The 15,488-nt window shown below is 63.7% G+C and carries 20 protein-coding genes; 12 read left to right on the plus strand and 8 right to left on the minus strand.

All coding sequences use genetic code 11. The features are described 5' to 3' along the window. Positions 1-39: 39 nt before the first annotated feature. Both CQ12_RS25620 and CQ12_RS25625 read right to left on the minus strand, forming a co-directional pair. The gene (locus tag CQ12_RS25620) at positions 40-738 is read right to left on the minus strand and encodes a pirin family protein (RefSeq protein WP_057838064.1); all 699 of its coding nucleotides are present in this window, start codon (positions 736-738) and stop codon (positions 40-42) included. Positions 739-811: 73 nt separating this feature from the next. Beyond that, positions 812-1,564 (minus strand): SDR family NAD(P)-dependent oxidoreductase, encoded by a 753-nt coding sequence (locus CQ12_RS25625; RefSeq protein WP_057838065.1) that lies wholly within the window; start codon positions 1,562-1,564, stop codon positions 812-814. 112 nt (positions 1,565-1,676) lie between these two features. On the opposite strand from CQ12_RS25625, the gene CQ12_RS25630 reads away from it, so the two are divergent. The 3 genes from CQ12_RS25630 (at position 1,677) to CQ12_RS25640 (ending at position 4,363) form a co-directional block, all read left to right on the plus strand. After that, positions 1,677-2,588 (plus strand): LysR family transcriptional regulator, encoded by a 912-nt coding sequence (locus CQ12_RS25630; protein ID WP_057838066.1) that lies wholly within the window; start codon positions 1,677-1,679, stop codon positions 2,586-2,588. A gap of 304 nt (positions 2,589-2,892) precedes the next feature. Further along, positions 2,893-3,882 (plus strand): tripartite tricarboxylate transporter substrate binding protein, encoded by a 990-nt coding sequence (locus tag CQ12_RS25635; protein WP_057838067.1) that lies wholly within the window; start codon positions 2,893-2,895, stop codon positions 3,880-3,882. Between the two features lie 124 nt (positions 3,883-4,006). Continuing rightward, positions 4,007-4,363 carry a hypothetical protein gene (locus tag CQ12_RS25640; protein WP_057838068.1) on the plus strand — a complete coding sequence of 119 codons (357 nt, stop codon included), beginning with the start codon at positions 4,007-4,009 and terminating at the stop codon, positions 4,361-4,363. On the opposite strand, the gene CQ12_RS25645 is transcribed toward CQ12_RS25640, so the two are convergent. From CQ12_RS25645 to CQ12_RS25660, 4 genes are read right to left on the minus strand one after another with little or no spacing between them, the layout of a single operon-like run. Further along, positions 4,360-4,845 (minus strand): YbaK/EbsC family protein, encoded by a 486-nt coding sequence (locus CQ12_RS25645; protein WP_057838069.1) that lies wholly within the window; start codon positions 4,843-4,845, stop codon positions 4,360-4,362. The genes CQ12_RS25640 and CQ12_RS25645 overlap by 4 nt on opposite strands. A 1-nt stretch (position 4,846) precedes the next feature. After that, positions 4,847-5,593, minus strand: coding sequence for a haloacid dehalogenase type II (locus CQ12_RS25650; RefSeq protein WP_057838070.1), 747 nt, complete (start codon positions 5,591-5,593; stop codon positions 4,847-4,849). Beyond that, positions 5,590-6,423 carry a dienelactone hydrolase family protein gene (locus CQ12_RS25655; RefSeq protein WP_245310139.1) on the minus strand — a complete coding sequence of 278 codons (834 nt, stop codon included), beginning with the start codon at positions 6,421-6,423 and terminating at the stop codon, positions 5,590-5,592. The genes CQ12_RS25650 and CQ12_RS25655 overlap by 4 nt, the downstream gene beginning before the upstream one ends. A gap of 39 nt (positions 6,424-6,462) precedes the next feature. Continuing rightward, positions 6,463-7,347, minus strand: coding sequence for an amidohydrolase family protein (locus CQ12_RS25660; protein ID WP_057838072.1), 885 nt, complete (start codon positions 7,345-7,347; stop codon positions 6,463-6,465). Between the two features lie 106 nt (positions 7,348-7,453). Between CQ12_RS25660 and CQ12_RS25665 the strand changes: the two genes are divergently transcribed. The 5 genes from CQ12_RS25665 (at position 7,454) to CQ12_RS25685 (ending at position 9,886) form a co-directional block, all read left to right on the plus strand. Next, positions 7,454-7,930: a MaoC family dehydratase gene (locus tag CQ12_RS25665; RefSeq protein WP_057838073.1), complete on the plus strand. Its 477-nt coding sequence runs from the start codon at positions 7,454-7,456 to the stop codon at positions 7,928-7,930. A gap of 16 nt (positions 7,931-7,946) precedes the next feature. Then, positions 7,947-8,396, plus strand: a complete 450-nt coding sequence (locus CQ12_RS25670) for a MaoC family dehydratase (RefSeq protein WP_057838074.1) — start codon at positions 7,947-7,949, stop codon at positions 8,394-8,396. Positions 8,397-8,621: 225 nt separating this feature from the next. Further along, the gene (gene ykgO / locus CQ12_RS25675) at positions 8,622-8,747 is read left to right on the plus strand and encodes a type B 50S ribosomal protein L36 (RefSeq protein ID WP_002718645.1); all 126 of its coding nucleotides are present in this window, start codon (positions 8,622-8,624) and stop codon (positions 8,745-8,747) included. 157 nt (positions 8,748-8,904) lie between these two features. Next, positions 8,905-9,504, plus strand: coding sequence for a tetratricopeptide repeat protein (locus CQ12_RS25680; protein ID WP_430642274.1), 600 nt, complete (start codon positions 8,905-8,907; stop codon positions 9,502-9,504). 100 nt (positions 9,505-9,604) lie between these two features. Next, positions 9,605-9,886 (plus strand): hypothetical protein, encoded by a 282-nt coding sequence (locus tag CQ12_RS25685; protein ID WP_057838076.1) that lies wholly within the window; start codon positions 9,605-9,607, stop codon positions 9,884-9,886. A gap of 46 nt (positions 9,887-9,932) precedes the next feature. On the opposite strand, the gene CQ12_RS25690 is transcribed toward CQ12_RS25685, so the two are convergent. Continuing rightward, positions 9,933-10,112: a hypothetical protein gene (locus CQ12_RS25690; RefSeq protein ID WP_028351545.1), complete on the minus strand. Its 180-nt coding sequence runs from the start codon at positions 10,110-10,112 to the stop codon at positions 9,933-9,935. 257 nt (positions 10,113-10,369) lie between these two features. Between CQ12_RS25690 and CQ12_RS25695 the strand changes: the two genes are divergently transcribed. Next, on the plus strand, positions 10,370-11,332 hold the full coding sequence (locus CQ12_RS25695; RefSeq protein ID WP_057838077.1) for an alpha/beta fold hydrolase: 963 nt from the start codon (positions 10,370-10,372) through the stop codon (positions 11,330-11,332). Positions 11,333-11,501: 169 nt separating this feature from the next. After that, positions 11,502-11,795: an antibiotic biosynthesis monooxygenase gene (locus tag CQ12_RS25700; RefSeq protein WP_057838078.1), complete on the plus strand. Its 294-nt coding sequence runs from the start codon at positions 11,502-11,504 to the stop codon at positions 11,793-11,795. 211 nt (positions 11,796-12,006) lie between these two features. Here the strand turns inward: CQ12_RS25700 and cycA are convergent, their stop codons facing one another. Beyond that, a complete protein-coding gene (cycA, locus tag CQ12_RS25705; protein ID WP_057838079.1) occupies positions 12,007-12,399 on the minus strand; it encodes a cytochrome c-550 CycA in 393 nt (130 codons plus the stop codon). Between the two features lie 231 nt (positions 12,400-12,630). On the opposite strand from cycA, the gene CQ12_RS25710 reads away from it, so the two are divergent. Further along, positions 12,631-14,124, plus strand: coding sequence for an FAD-linked oxidase C-terminal domain-containing protein (locus tag CQ12_RS25710; protein ID WP_057838080.1), 1,494 nt, complete (start codon positions 12,631-12,633; stop codon positions 14,122-14,124). A gap of 12 nt (positions 14,125-14,136) precedes the next feature. Next, entirely contained in the window at positions 14,137-15,375 is a 1,239-nt protein-coding gene (locus CQ12_RS25715; protein ID WP_057838081.1) for an FAD-binding protein, read from the plus strand. Positions 15,376-15,488 lie beyond the last annotated feature (113 nt).

The raw sequence follows: 15,488 nt of genomic DNA on the forward strand, positions 1-15,488 counted from the left end.
CAAGCCCGGGCATGACGAGGAGGGGGATGGTGTTCGCAGCTACGCCGCGTCGACCAGCACCAGTTCGGAATCTTCCAGCGCGGTAATCGTCAGCTTCGCCTCGTCGCGGATCGCGGCGCCATCGCGGGCGTTGACGCGCACGCCGTTGACCTCGACGCTGCCAGCCGCCGGCACCAGATAGAGGTGCCGCGCTTTCTCCGCGGAATACTCCGCGCTCTCGCCGGCCTTCAGTGTGGTGGCGAGCACCCGCGCGTCGGCGCGGATCGGCAGCGCGTCGGCGTCGCCGGCAATGCCGCTGGCGATGGTCACGAGCTTGCCGGAGCGATCCGACTTCGGAAACGGTTTGGCGCCCCAGGTAGGCTGGCCGCCCGTCGTCGTTGGCTCGATCCAGATCTGGAAGATCTTGGTCTTCGACGGCTCCAGATTGTACTCGGAGTGACGAATGCCGGAACCTGCGCTCATCACCTGCACGTCGCCGGCTTCCGTGCGACCCTTGTTGCCGAGCGAGTCCTGATGCGTGATCGCGCCTTCGCGAACATAGGTGATGATCTCCATGTTGGCGTGCGGATGGGCGGGAAAGCCGGTGTTCGGCGCGATCTCGTCATCGTTCCACACCCGCAAGGACCCGTGGCCCATATTCTCGGGATCGTAGTGGCTGCCGAACGAGAAGTGATGTTTTGCCTTCAGCCAGCCGTGATCGGCGCTGCCGAGATTTGCAAAAGGTCTAAGTTCGATCATGGGATATTCCTTCGTTGAAAGTTTTTTGAATGAGGCGGCCGGGCGGCATGCGCCCGGCCTTGCTGGAGTTGAATTACGCGCCGAAACCGCCGTCTACGTTGAGCACCGTGCCGGTCACGAACGAAGCTTCGGGACTTGCGAGGAACAGCACGCCAGCTGCGATCTCTTCAGCGGTACCGAAGCGTTGCAGCGCGTGCTGCGTGCGCTGGGCTTCGGCAAAATCGCCGCCGTCCTTTGGGTTCATGTCGGTGTCGATCGAGCCGGGTTGCAACACGTTGACCGTGATGCCGCGCGGCCCGAGGTCGCGCGCCGCGCCCTTGGAGTAGCCGACGACGGCAGCCTTGGTGGCGGCGTAGTCGGCCAGGCCCGGGAACGAGGAGCGGGTGGCGATGCCGGAGCCGATGGTGACGATGCGTCCGCCTTCACCCATCAGCTTCGACGCCGTGCGGATCGCAGTAATCACGCCGTGCACGTTGATGGCATCCTGACGGGCCAGTGCCACGGTATCGGTATTGGCGTCATCGATCGGCCCGCCGACGGCAACGCCGGCATTGTTGACGAGGATGTCGAGCCGGCCGAAATCCTTGGCGACGTTCTTCACGAGTTGATCGACGTCGACCGAGGAGGCCTGGTCGGCCTTGTAGGCGCGGGCGTTGACGCCCTTGGCCTTCAGCTCGGCGACGACGGCCTCGGCCTTGTCGGGAGAGGCGACATAGCTGATGGCGACGTTGGCGCCTTGTTCCGCGAGGGCGCGGGCAGACGCCGCACCGATCCCGCGCGAACCGCCGGTGACGAGGGCTACCTTGCCTGAGAGCTTCTTGGTCATTTGGATTTCTCCATTGCTTGAATTCCGATGGGCATTGGATATGCCGTCTGCCGTGGTATAGAAATAGAAACTATTGAAACTCATTGTTTCCAAAAACCTAGGAGGCGACCGCATGTCAAAGCTCCCGGATTTCGAGGCGCTCGCGATTTTCGCCAAAGTCGTGGAATTGCGGTCATTTGCGTCCGCCGCGACCGAGCTCGCGCTATCCAAGGCCACGGTTTCGAAGGCGGTCAGCCGGCTGGAGCAGCGGCTCGGCGCCCGGCTGTTCAACCGCACCTCGCGGCGGCTGGCGCTAACCGATGCCGGGCAACGGCTCGCCGAGCGCGCCGCGCGGCTCCTGGCGGACGGCGAGGACGCCGAGAATGAGGCGCTGTCGCAATCGATGGCGCCGCGCGGGCTGGTGCGGCTCGCGGTGCCGATGACGTTCGGCGTGAAGGCGGTAGCGCCGATCCTGCCGGAATTTCTCGCAGCCTTCCCGGAAGTCTCGATCGACCTCCACTTGAGCGATGCAACCGTCGACCTGATCGGCGAAGGCTTTGACGCCGGCCTGCGCATCGCGCGGCTGCCTGACTCCTCGCTGATCGCGCGGCGGCTCTGCGCCATGCCGCGCTACACCGTGGCGGCGCCTTCCTATCTCAAGCGTCACGGCAGGCCGACGCATCCGATGCACCTCGCCCAGCACAAATGCTTCGGCTACGCTTACCTCTCGACCGCAAACGTCTGGCACTACACCAACGCCTCAGGCGAAGAGGCCAGCGTCCGCCCCGCAGGCCAGCTCCGCGTCAACAATGGCGAGGCGGTGTTGCCGTCCGTCATCGCCGGCCTCGGTATTGCCGATCTTCCCGACTTCATCATCGGCGACGCCATCGCATCCGGTGAAGTCGAGGTGATCCTCAAAGGCTGGCACCAGCCCGAAGGCGCCGTGCATCTGGTGACGCCCCCCGGCGGCCCGAGGCCTGCGCGGGTGGAGGTGCTCGCGGATTTTCTCGCGAAGCATTTTGCGAAAGCGAAGAAGCGGAAGTAGTTCGGCGGCGCCTTCTTCACCCTCCCCTGGAGGGGTCCGGACGAGCGAAGCTCGCTCAGGGGTCGACGCGCGTTTACGCGCGGCGGGGCGGGGTGACGGTCTCTCCACATCCAACAGTGCCCGAGTGGAGAGATCACCCCACCCCGTCTCGCATTTCGCTTCGCTCATGCGAGCCGACCCACGAGCGAGCTTTGCTCGTCTCGGACCCCTCCAGGGGAGGGTGAGACGACGGGTGCTATCGCCATATGGCAGGGATCGGCTAGGCTGCCTTCAACCAAAACAAAATCACCGGGAGAAACTCACCATGAACCGCCGCGAACTCCTGCAGGCCGCCGCCGCGCTGCCACTGGCACAAACCGCGCTCGCCAACACCGCCTTCGCCCAAACCCCATACCCCTCGCGCAACATCACCATGATCGTGCCATTCCCGCCCGGCGGGCAGGCCGATCTTGCGGCGCGGCCGGTGGCGCAGGCGCTGGAGCGGATTCTCGGCAAGCCCGTGATCGTCGACAACCGCGCAGGTGGCGGCGGCGGGTCGGTCGGCAATGCGGCGGCGGCGCGCGCCGAGCCAGACGGGCATACGCTGTTGATGACGCTGTCCTCGCTCGCGGTGCTCCCCGAGGCCGACCGGCTGTTCGATCGCCCGGTAGCGTATGAAGTCTCGCAATTCGCGCCGATCGCGCGCGTGCTCGCGGACCCGACGCTGCTCGCGGTGCCGGCTTCCGCGCCATGGAAGACGCTGCAGGAGTTCGTCGACGACGCCAAAAAGCGTCCCGGGCAAATTCCCTACGGCTCGTCCGGTCCCTACGGCACGCTGCATGTGGCGATGGAGATGTTTGCCGCGAGCGCCGGCATCAAGCTGCTGCATGTGCCGTTCCGCGGCGCCGGGCCGGCGCTGACCGCGCTGTTGAGCGACACCATTCAGGCGGTGGCGTCTGCGCCGGGTACGCTGAAGCAGCAGGTCGATGACGGCAAGATGCGCGTGCTCGCCAATTGGGGCGCCGAGCGCATCAAGAGTTTCCCCGATCTGCCGACCTTCAAGGAACTCGGCTACAAGGACGTCGAGTTCTACATCTGGGCCGGATTGTTCGCGCAAAGCGCGCTGCCGGCGCCGATCATGACGCGGCTGCGCGAAGCGATGGCGGAAGCGGTGAAGGCACCCGAGGTGGTGAAGACGTATGAGACCGCGGGCAGCCCGGTTGCCTATCTCGACGCGCCCGAGTTTGCAAAATTCGTCGCGGAAGACAGCGCGCGACTGGTCGCGGCGGTGAAGAAGATCGGCAAGGTGGAGTAGGGAACCCGCTTCACATTTTTTTGTTCGCACCAACGTCGCGTGGCCGCATTCATCCAGCAGGCTTGATGCCATCGCCGCGCGGAAACTTCCGCGCTAACTGAAAATATAAAGAAAGGACCCGCGCATGCGAACGCAGCGGATCGTCCTCGGTCTTGCCATTGCGATCGGCGGCATCGCACCAGCATTCTCGCAGGAATATCGCGGAACCTGGGAACAGCAGATGGCCTGCACACCCGATGTGTGGCGGCTCTGCGGCGAGCAGATTCCGGATGTCAGCCGGATCGTCGCCTGCTTGCGGCAGAACACGCCGCAGCTCTCCAGCGGTTGCCGCGCCGTATTCGAATCGAGCGCCGAGCAGCAGCAGGCCAATCGCGCGCCTGGGCAGCGCGGTTCGCAGCAGGCGCCACGTGGCCGCGCGCCGCAGCAAATGCAGCGAGAAGCGCCGCCCCCGCCGAGGCCGTACTACGACGAATACGATTAGGCCGACGTGGTCTCGACGGACCTGATTTCGCAGACGTCGACCCATTCGGCCGCCGTCAGTTCCGCCATGCGCTCGGGCGTGATCTTCACCGCGCTGTGGGTTGAGCCCGCGGCGGGCACGACGATGTCGAACGCCTTCAGCGACACATCGCAATAGATCGGCAGCGGCGTCTTCAGTCCGAACGGACAGACGCCGCCGACCTCATGCCCGGTGATCTCGGCTACCTCGTCGAGGCCGAGCATCTTCGGCTTTCCGCCGAACAGCGCCTTCACCTTCTTGTTGTCCATCCGCGACGTGCCTGCCGCCACGATCAGGATCACGCGCTCGCCGATCCGCAAGGACAGCGTCTTCGCAATACGCGCCGGCTCGACGCCGTAGGCCTCGGCGGCCAGTGTGACGGTCGCCGAACTCACCTCTGATTCAATCACGGCAATATCGGGCGCCTTCTCGGCGAAGAAGGCGCGAACGGATTCAAGACTCATTTCAGGACCTTTGGGCAGACACCAGGGCAGGCAGTTCGGAGAGGCTGCGGATGCGATGGTTGGGCATCACGCCGAGCTCATCCATCTGGGTGCGCAGGATCTTGAACATTGTCAATGGCGGCAGCGTCTCGCTTTCGAGGCAGGCCAGCGCCATCGCTTCCGGCGTTACCCGCTCGATCCAGGCAACGTTGAGCCCGAACGTCTTGGCGCCGCAGACATCCCACGGGTTGGAGGAGATGAACAGCACCTCGGAGGGCCTCACATGCAGCACCTCCTCGATCAGCGCGTAGGCTTCCGGGCTGGGCTTGAAGATCTTCTTCGCATCGACGCTGATGGTTGCATCGAGCACGCGGTCGAGCCCGCTATTGCGCACCAGCGCGTCCAGCATATCGGGGCTGCCGTTGGACAGGATCGCGAGCTTGCGATCCTTCATCGCCGACAGCGCTGAAAGTGCATCCGGATAGAGATCGAGATGCAGATATTTCTCGACGATGCGCGCGAACGTATCGTCGTCATATTCCAGCCCGAGGCTGCGCAGCGTGTAGGCCAGCGAGTCCCGCGTGGCGACCGAGAAATCCTGATAGCGTCCCATCAGCGAGCGCAGCCAGGTGTATTCGAGCTGCTTGATGCGCCAGACCTGGGTGATGATCTCGCCATAGCCCGGAAACGCGTCCTCGGTGACATCAGCCACCGACTGGACGTCGTAGAGCGTGCCATAGGCATCGAAGACAACGGCTTTGATGGTCACGGTTGTTTCTCTTTTCCGCCGATGGTCGCATACAGGAATTTCCGCAAGGCGTCGACGGACTGATCCCGGGCCGCCTCGTTGAACTCGAGGTGATGACCGAGCACCTTCACGGGCGTAGCGAAATTCGGTACGTCGAAATCGTGATAGGCACCGGGATAGACGATGATCTCGATCGGAAACCCTTTGCCCTTCTCGCGCGAAATGCCCCAATCGTCGCGGCCTTCGGCGAGATTACGGCACTCCTGAGCCGGCGCCCAGTCGTCGAGTTCGCCGATCATGATCAGTGTCGGCACCGTCATGTTGCCCTTGAGGCCTGAGCAAGGAGGATAGAAGCCGACGGCTGCGCGGAATTTTTCGGTTGCGCTTCGTTCGATCTCGCCACGCTCGACCGAGAGCAGCGCCAGCATGGCTCCTTGGGAAAATCCCACCACGGCAACGCGGTTCATGTCGACCGACGATTGTCCGCCAAGGAAGTTCAGCGCGCGATAGGCATCGTGCAGCGTCGCAGGCGGCATTCCACCGGTGCAGGCGCTCGTGATGCCGCGCGCTCCGAACCGGTCGATGGTCAGCGTGACATAGCCCCAATCCGCCAGCCGCTTGCCCCAGCGTGCGTCGATGCCCCGCCAGGCACCGCCGCAGCCATGCAGCAGTACGACTGCGGGCGAGGGGCCCGCGCCATCGGGCAATCGCAGGTAACCCTGCAGCGCCTGCGGGCCCGCCAGCGGACTTTCAAATTCGACGAGGCGCGGTGGCCTCTCGGCCGCCAGCACAGCGCTGGCGCTTCCGAACAGGAACGCGGCAAGGAGAGCGGCAATTCTGGCGAAGTTCATCAGTGAGCACCTCGCAAGTGTGCCCCCGATGATACTCCTTTAGATCCCCAAAATCTTCCTTGCGTTGGCCTTCATCACCTTCGGCCGGATCTCCTCGCGGATCTCGAGTTTTGCAAAATCCGCCAGCCAGCGGTCCGGCGTAATCACCGGCCAGTCCGAGCCGAACAGCATCTTGTCCTGCAGAATCGAGTTGATGTAACGCACCAGGATCGGCGGGAAATATTTCGGCGACCAGCCGGAGAGATCGATATAGACGTTCGGCTTGTGGGTCGCGACCGACAGCGCTTCTTCCTGCCAGGGGAAGGAGGGATGCGCGAGGATGATCTTCAGATCGGGGAAGTCAGCCGCGACATCGTCCATGTACATCGGGTTGGAATATTTCAGGCGCATGCCCATGCCGCCGGGCATGCCGCTTCCGACGCCGGTCTGGCCGGTATGGAACAGCGCGATCGCGCCGCCGTCATTGATCGCTTCATAGAGCGGATAGGCCATGCGGTCGTTGGCGTAAAAGCCCTGCATGGTCGGATGGAATTTGAAACCGCGGACGCCGTATTCCTCGATCAGCTTGCGCGCCTCGCGCACGCCGAGCTTGCCCTTGTGCGGATCGATCGAGACGAAGGGGATCAGGACGTCGAGATGGTCGGAGGCGACTTCCAGCATCTCGTAATTGTTGTAGCGGCGGAATCCGGTCTCGCGCTCGGCATCGACAGGGAAAATCACGGCCGCGATATTCTTCGAGCGATAATAAGCCGCGGTCTCCGGCACGGTCGGCGGATGCTTGTGCGGCGATTTGAAATATTCGGCCATGCGCTCCTGGAAGTCGTCATAGCCGTCGTCGCCATGCAGGCCGCACGGCTCTTCCGCATGGGTGTGGATGTCGATCGCGACGACTTTCTCGATATCGGGCAGCTTGAGCTTGGGCATATGGGTTTCCCGCCGGCTTGATTTTTGGGTCTGGAAAATTGATTATACTATATAACGAATTCCGCAAGACGGCAGAAAATAAAGCGCGGAAAATAGGGAGTGCGGCATGGCGCAGACCGAGGCCTTCGAGACCGATTTCTGGAAAGACGCCAATCTGCGCAAGGTCTGGGACGACATCGTTCCCGGCGAGCCGCGCAAGACCATCCCCTACACGCTGACGAAAGAGGCGATCGAACTGTACTGCAAATCGGTCGGTGAGGATCACCCGATCTATTTCGACGAGGCCTATGCCAGGACCACCCGCTATGGCGGACTGATCGCGCCGCCCTCGATCCATATCCTACTGATGTTCTCCTGCACGCCGGCGGACGACTGGATGCGCTCGCCGGGAACCGTCAATGCCGGGCAGTCCTGGAGCTACAACATTCCGGCGCGGCCCAACGATGTGATTACGCTGCAGGCCCGCGCACTCGATAAGTTCATCAAGCGCGAACGGCTGTTCGTGGTGCACGACAACGTCTTCTTCAACCAGCGCGGCGAGGTAATCTGCTCCGGCCGTGGCTGGACGATTCGGCCGATGTGAGGGGAGGGAGCGATCAATGACCGCTACGTTCGACAATCTCTCCGCCGGCGACGTCATCGACGGCCCGAAATTCGCGGTCTCACGCGAATCCATCCGCCTGTTCTGCGATGCCTCGCTCGACTACAACCCGCTGCATCTCGACGACGACTACATGAAGGGCAGTTTCGGCAAGACCAATTTCGGCGGCATCATCATGCACGGCATGAACAATTTCGGCCTGATCTCGCGGATGCTGACTGACTGGGCCTATCCCGCGGGCGCTATCCACCGGCGGCTGGAAACGCGCTGGGTCAAGCCGGTCCGGCCCGGCGACACCATCCAGCCTTCTGGGATCATCAAGGCCAAGCAGACCTCGGAAAAATCCCGCTGGGTATTGATCGACGTCGTGGTGAAGAACCAGGCGGGCGAAAAAGTTGCGACCGGTGAGGCCCTGGTCGAGTTCCCGCGCGACCTGTTTTGCCAGTGATTCCGGAGAGTTCTCACCGAGGCCAGGATGTCGGCCGGTAGGTCCGGAACGGGACGGATGAACCCGAAACCGGCCCATTCGGAATTGACATCCGGTGCCGGCTTCCTTAGAAACCGCCCCATCCCGGGCGGATGGCCGCTTTTCGGGATAAATCCCATTTTGCCACTTTCGGGTAGCTCAGGTTCGGGCCTCCAGCACGGCCTTTCAAAGCATCAGGATTGTCCCATGAAAGTCCGTAACTCCTTGAAATCGCTGCGCGGCCGTCACCGCAACAACCGTCTGGTCCGCCGCAAGGGCCGGGTGTATGTGATCAACAAGGTGCAGCGCCGCTTCAAGGCCCGCCAAGGCTAAGCCCCCTAAAAGGGCTAAGCCGCCTAAATCTTCGTTCGCTTCACAGGTCTTTGACGAAACGCTGCTTTGCGGCGCGATTTTACGCGTCTAGACTTGTGCCATGATTTTGAGATTCCCGGGTGCCTGCAACTGCCGGATCGTCATCCTCGCCGCTGTCATGGCGGCCGTGCCCGCGGCCGCTTTTGCCCAGAACGACCCCAGGGTCATTCCCCCGCCGAAAGCCCAGAAGAAGTTGCCGGAAGCGCCGAGCAAGCTTCCCAAGGTCGGCGCCGATCGCACCCGTGGCCTCGATTTCCTGTTCGGCGCGCTGAAGGCGGCGCCGGATGAGGCCAGCGCCAAGCACGTCGAGGCGCGGATCTGGGCGCTGTGGATGCAGACCCCGAGCGACACCGCAGCGCTGCTGATGCTGCGCGCCAAGGCCGCCATGGATGCGCAGAAGATCGATGTCGCGCTGAAGCTGCTCGACTCCGTCGTCAAGCTCCGTCCTGACTATACCGAGGCGTGGAACCGGCGCGCGACGCTGTATTATTTGAAGAACGACTACACCCGTTCGCTTGACGACATCCGGCAGGTGCTGATCCGCGAGCCCCGGCATTTCGGTGCCCTGGCAGGGCTTGGCATGATCATGCAGGAGATCGGCGACGACAGGCGCGCGCTGGAAGCCTTCCGCAAGGCGTTGGCCGTCAATCCGCATCTCGAAAAGGTGCCGGAACTGGTCAAGACACTGACCGAAAAGGTCGAAGGCCGCGATATTTGAAGTCTTGCGGTTAACCCTGATTTCCGGCGATTGGCATCAGGTTGGAACGTGCGCCGCTCGCGCGCGGTTTATCGGGCTGACTGCGTCACAGGAGCGAGCCATGAAATCATTGCTGCTGGCCGGCGCGATGATCGTCGCGGCCGAAACCTGCGCTTCGGCGCAAGGCGGCTATTGGGTGGTGGGCGACCAGGCCACCGGCAAATGCGAGATTGTGACGAGCAATCCCGTGATCAACGCCCAGGTCGGCGGGAATATCTGGTTCGGAACCGGACCCTACCAGTCGCGCAGCGATGCCAAGCTGGCCCGTTCGACCATCCCCCAATGTCCGGCGGTGCAAGAACCGCCCGCGAACACGCAGGACGACGAGAAAGAATCCGAATAGCCATTTTCGTACCGCTTCGCGTCAGGAAACGCGGCGGCCCAAAGCTCTAGTGTACGGCGTTGCTGCCGCGGGCGAGACCATCAAGGCCGACTGCCGCATAGATTTGCGCCAATTCCGTCTCAAGCTGCTCGTTGACCCGCAACAGCGCCTTCAGGGCACCGCGGATGTCGCCATTGCAACTCGCTACGATCTGATCGATGGCGGCTTCGCTTGCGTCGGAAATCATGGGGCATTCCTCCGATATACGCTGGAACAATTTGTAGTGAGCGGCCCTGTTCCTGTGGATGTTGGGTAAGGCGCCCGGCTACCCCCCAATCAGGCACGCGCACACATGGCGAAAGTGGCAACGTCACTGTACAAATCTGTCCATGACGTCAGTATGACCCCGCTATCCACAGGGTCGGCCCACTGTGGACAACGTCCGAAACCTGCGCCGGCCCGGGCCGTAGCTCGCAGGTGCAAAAGATCAGTCGGAAATATCAGATGGTGGTGGTGACTGTAGTGGCAGCGCTGGCTGTGCTGGCGCTGGTCACGCAAATCGGCGTCCTTCTCGCACAGCGAGCCCACCCGCCTCAGGGCAGGATGGTCGAGGTGACGGGCGGAGCCCTCCACATCCTCGACATCGGTCCGCGCGACGCGGCCGGTCTGCCGGTCGTGATGTTGCATGGCGCGAGTTCCAACCTCGAAGTGATGCGGCAACCGGTCGGGGAACTGCTGGCCAGGAAGCATCGCGTGATCCTGATTGACCGGCCCGGTCATGGCTGGAGCACCCGCGCCCGGCTGGAGGACTCCACGCCCGAAATTCAGGCCCGCATGATCAGCGAGGCGCTGGCCAGGCTCGGTGTCGGCGAGGCGATCTTTGTGGTGCATTCCTGGGCCGGCGCGCTCGGCGCGCGGATCGCGCTGGATTACCCGCAAACTGTCGCCGGCCTTCTGATGTTGGCCCCGGTGGCCTATCCGTGGCCCGGTGGCGTCGGGCGCTACAACAGGCTGATCGCCACGCCGGTGATCGGCCCGCTGTTCGCCTACACCATCACGCTGCCGCTCGGCCTACTGCTCGCGGAGCCAGGAGCCCGCGGCGTGTTCCTGCCACAGACCATGCCGGACGGCTTTGTCAAAAACACCGCCACGCCGCTGCTGCTGCGCCCGCGCGAATTCATCGCCAATGCGCGCGATCTGGTGACGTTGAAGGCCGCAGTGGCCGAGCAGGCGCCGCGCTACGGCGAGATCAAGGCGCCCGTCACCATCATCACCGGTGATGCCGACAAGACGGTCTCGACCGACCTACATTCACGGCCGTTCGCGGCGGCTGCACCGAACGTGAAACTGATGGTGTTGCCGGGCGTCGGCCACATGATCCAGCAAGCGGTTCCCGATCTCGTCATTGCCGAGGTCGAGGCGATGATCTCGGCGGCGGCGCCGAGCGCGACAGCCGCGGCTCGTTGAGCCGTCCGAGATTCCGATCATCTTTCGCGATCAAGGACGAGAGACCGTGCGTGCCTGACGGCCCCGGATGGGCTACGATTGGTGCGCGCGGGATTCCGCTGCTCGTCCCGCCGCGGATGGAGCCTTGGGAGTTGCGATATCGGGCAGCCGACCTTCGAGGGAGAGCCCCATGTACGCCGCCATTCGTCAGGGCAAGGCCAAGGCCGGCAAGGCTGAAGAACTGACACGCAGGATCAAGGAAGGCGCCATTCCGATCATCAGCGATGTCGAAGGCTTCATGGGCTATTACGTGGTCTATGCGCCCGACGACACAGTGGTGGCGATCAGCCTCTTCAACAATTACGCGGCGGCCGAGGAATCCAACAAGCGCGCGCTGGCGTGGATCGAGCAGGAACTCGCGCCGCTGTTGACCGGGCCGGCGACCGCCATGGCCGGGCCGGTGATCGTGCACACGCTGGCTTGATGGGGTGCAGGCGGAAGTTCTGTCAATCAGAGCGCCGCTGCTCATCCTCCCCTGGAGGGGGAGGGTCGCCGCGTAGCGGCGGGGTCGGGTGACGGTCTCTCCACCTCCAACAGTGCCCGAGCGGAGAGATCACCCCGCCCCGTCTCACATTCCGCTGCGCTCCATGTGAGCCGACCCTCCCCCTCCAGGGGAGGGTGAAGAAAAGCGGCTCTCACTTCGTCTTGCCGTCCTTGTCGAACGAAGAGACATACGCCCAGAGATCGCCAGCCTCTTTCTCGTTCTTGATGCCAGCAAAGATCATCTTGGTGCCGGGGATCTTTGCCTTGGGGTCCTTGATGTATTCGAGGAACACATCCTTGTTCCAGGTGATGCCGGAATTCTTGTTGGCATCCGTGTAGGAGTAGCCCTCGACGGTGCCGGACTTGCGGCCGTCGAGTCCGTTCAGCACCGGGCCGACCTTGTTCTTGGCGCCGTCGCCGATGGCGTGGCAGGCCAGGCATTTGTTGAACGAGGTCTTGCCGGCGGCGGCGTCCTGCGCCAGCGCGCCCGACGCCGTGGCCAATGAGGTAACGACAACCAGCGCGCTCAAAGTCGATGTTTTCATGTGGTGCTCTTCGTTTCTTCCCAGGGGAGGGGCGGATTTCTTGTGGCAGCCCCGCTTGGATTGGACAAGCCACGAAACCTTGACAGGTTTCACCATTGCCGACTTGTCCCAGAGAGAACTGGCCCGTTTGACGCGTCGCAATGCAACCTTCGGATAACCTACCCAAACCTTGGTAGACGTGCTTGATTTGCCATCATAAATCGTTGGTTCGCGAAGGTTGGAGGGACACGCATGGCGATCATGATGCCGGCTGCAGATCAGGCGGTTCTCGACCGTCGCGCCGAAATCGTGGCGGCCTTGCGCGCGATCGTGCCGGGCGAGGGCGTGATCGACAGTGCGGCCGAAATGCAGGTCTATGAGTCCGATGGCCTCACCGCCTATCGGCAACCCCCGATGGTGGTGGTGCTGCCCGACACGACCGAGCAGGTCTCGCAGGTCCTGAAATATTGCTTCGAGCAGGGCATCAAGGTGGTGCCGCGCGGCTCCGGCACCTCGCTGTCCGGCGGCGCGCTGCCGCTGGTGGACGGCGTGCTGCTGGGCCTCGGCAAGTTCAAGCGCATCCGCGAGATCGATTTCGACAACCGCGTGGTGGTGACCGAGCCCGGGGTCACCAACCTCGCCATCAGCCAGGCGGTCGCGCATGCGGGCTTCTACTATGCGCCCGATCCGTCATCGCAGATCGCCTGCTCGATCGGCGGCAATGTCGCGGAAAATTCCGGCGGCGTGCATTGCCTGAAATACGGCATGACCACCAACAACGTGCTGGGCTGCGAGATCGTGCTGATGTCCGGCGAGATTTTGCGGATCGGCGGCAAGGCCGCGGAGAATTCAGGCTACGACCTGATGGGCATCATCACCGGTTCGGAAGGGCTGCTCGGTGTCATCACCGAGATCACGGTGCGCATCCTGCAGAAACCGGAGACGGCGCGCGCACTGATGGTCGGCTTTGCCGAGGTCGAGGCCGCCGGCGAATGCGTGGCGCGGATCATCGGCGCCGGCATCATTCCCGGCGGCATGGAGATGATGGACAAGCCCGCGATCCACGCCGCCGAGGCTTTTGTTCACGCCGGCTATCCGCTCGATGTCGAGGCGCTCCTCATCATCGAGCTCGACGGTCCGGTAATCGAGGTCGACGAGCTGATCACCCGGGTCGAGGCGATCGCCAAGGGCTGCGGTTCGGTCACCTTGCAGATCTCGACGTCGGAAGCCGAGCGCAACCTGTTCTGGGCCGGCCGCAAGGCGGCATTCCCTGCGGTCGGGCGCATTTCCCCCGATTATCTCTGCATGGACGGCACCATCCCGCGCGGCGCGCTGCCGAAGGCGCTGGCGCGCATTCGCGACCTCTCGGAGAAATATCAGCTCGGCGTCGCCAACGTGTTTCATGCCGGCGACGGCAATCTGCATCCCCTGATTCTCTACGACGCCAACAAGCCCGGCGAGATCGAGCGCGCGGAAGCGTTCGGCGCCGACATCCTGCGCGCCTGCGTCGAATTCGGCGGCGTGCTGACAGGCGAACACGGCGTCGGCATCGAGAAGCGCGACTTGATGCCGGAGATGTTTACCGAGATCGACCTCAACCAGCAGCAGCGCCTGAAATGCGCCTTCGACGCGCAGGGCCTGCTTAACCCCGGCAAGGTCTTCCCGACGCTGCACCGCTGCGCCGAACTCGGCCGCATGCACGTGCACGGCGGCAAGCTCGCTTTTCCGGATATTCCGAGATTTTAGGCAGGACGTTGCGTGGATACTCTCAAGGTACGTGACGCCAAGGACGTCGAAGAAGTGGTGCGCGCGGCCATCGCCAGCGAGCAGCCGCTGGAGATCATCGGCCACGGCAGCAGGCGCGCCATCGGCCATCCGATGGCGACCAATGCGGTGCTCGACGTGTCGGCGTTGAACGCCGTCTCCTCCTACGAGCCGAACGAGCTGATCATCACGGTGCAGGCAGGCGCGCCGCTTGCCGACGTGCAGTCGCTGATCGATTCCAAGAACCAGCAATTCGCCTTCGAGCCGATGGACACGTCGTCCCTGCTTGGCGCGTCGGGCAACGGCACCATCGGCGGCATGATCGGCGCGGGGTTGGCCGGTCCCCGCCGCATCCGGGCCGGCGGCGCGCGCGATCACCTCCTCGGCGCCCATGCCGTGTCCGGCTTCGGCGACAGTTTCAAGACCGGGGGCAGGGTGGTGAAGAACGTCACCGGCTACGATCTCTGCAAGCTGTTGACGGGATCGTGGGGCACGCTGGCGGTGATGACGGAAGTCACGCTGAAGGTGATGCCGAAGCCCGAAAGCGAGCGCACGCTGGTGCTGTCAGGGCTCGACGATGTCGCTGCGAACCGGGCGATGACCGCGGCGCTCGGTTCGCCCTACGACGTGTCGGGCGCGGCGCATCTGCCGTATCAGGCGTTCCGGCCCGCGACGGGGGCGCTTGCGGGTATTGCGGCGCAGGGGCTTGCGGTGACCCTGTTGCGGCTCGAAGGCATCGCGGCCTCGGTCGCGGATCGCGCCGCTTCATTGGCGAAGACGCTGGCGCCATTCGGGGCCGTGGGCACGCTGCAGGATGCCGCCTCGGCATCGGTCTGGAGCGCCATCCGCGACGTCGAACCGTTCGCTGCCGGCGGCTCACTCGGCGCCTGGCCGGTGTGGCGGATCGTCTGCCCGCCGGCCTCCGGCGGTGTTCTCGGCCAGGTGCTGGCCCGCGAGACCGGGGGCGACGTGATCTATGATTGGGGCGGCGGCCTGATCTGGGCGGCGATGCCGCCCAAGCCGGATGCGCAGGCCGCGTTGGTGCGAGCGCGCGTCGAGGCGGCCGGCGGCCACGCAGCGCTGATCCGGGCGTCCGAGCAGGTCCGGCGCGACGTCGACGTCTTCCATCCACAGGCAAGCGGGCTTGCCGCCCTGAGCGAGCGCGTGCGCCACAGCTTCGATCCCAGGATCATCCTCAATCGCGGCCGGATGCTGAGGGGATCAGCGACATGAAAACCGAATTTTCCCTTGCCCAACTCGCCGACCCCGATATCGCCGTAGCCGACAAGATCCTGCGCGCCTGCGTGCATTGCGGCTTCTGCACCGCGACCTGTCCGACCTATGTG

It is taken from the genome of Bradyrhizobium jicamae (genome assembly GCF_001440395.1).
Taxonomy (GTDB): Bacteria; Pseudomonadota; Alphaproteobacteria; order Rhizobiales; family Xanthobacteraceae; genus Bradyrhizobium; species Bradyrhizobium jicamae.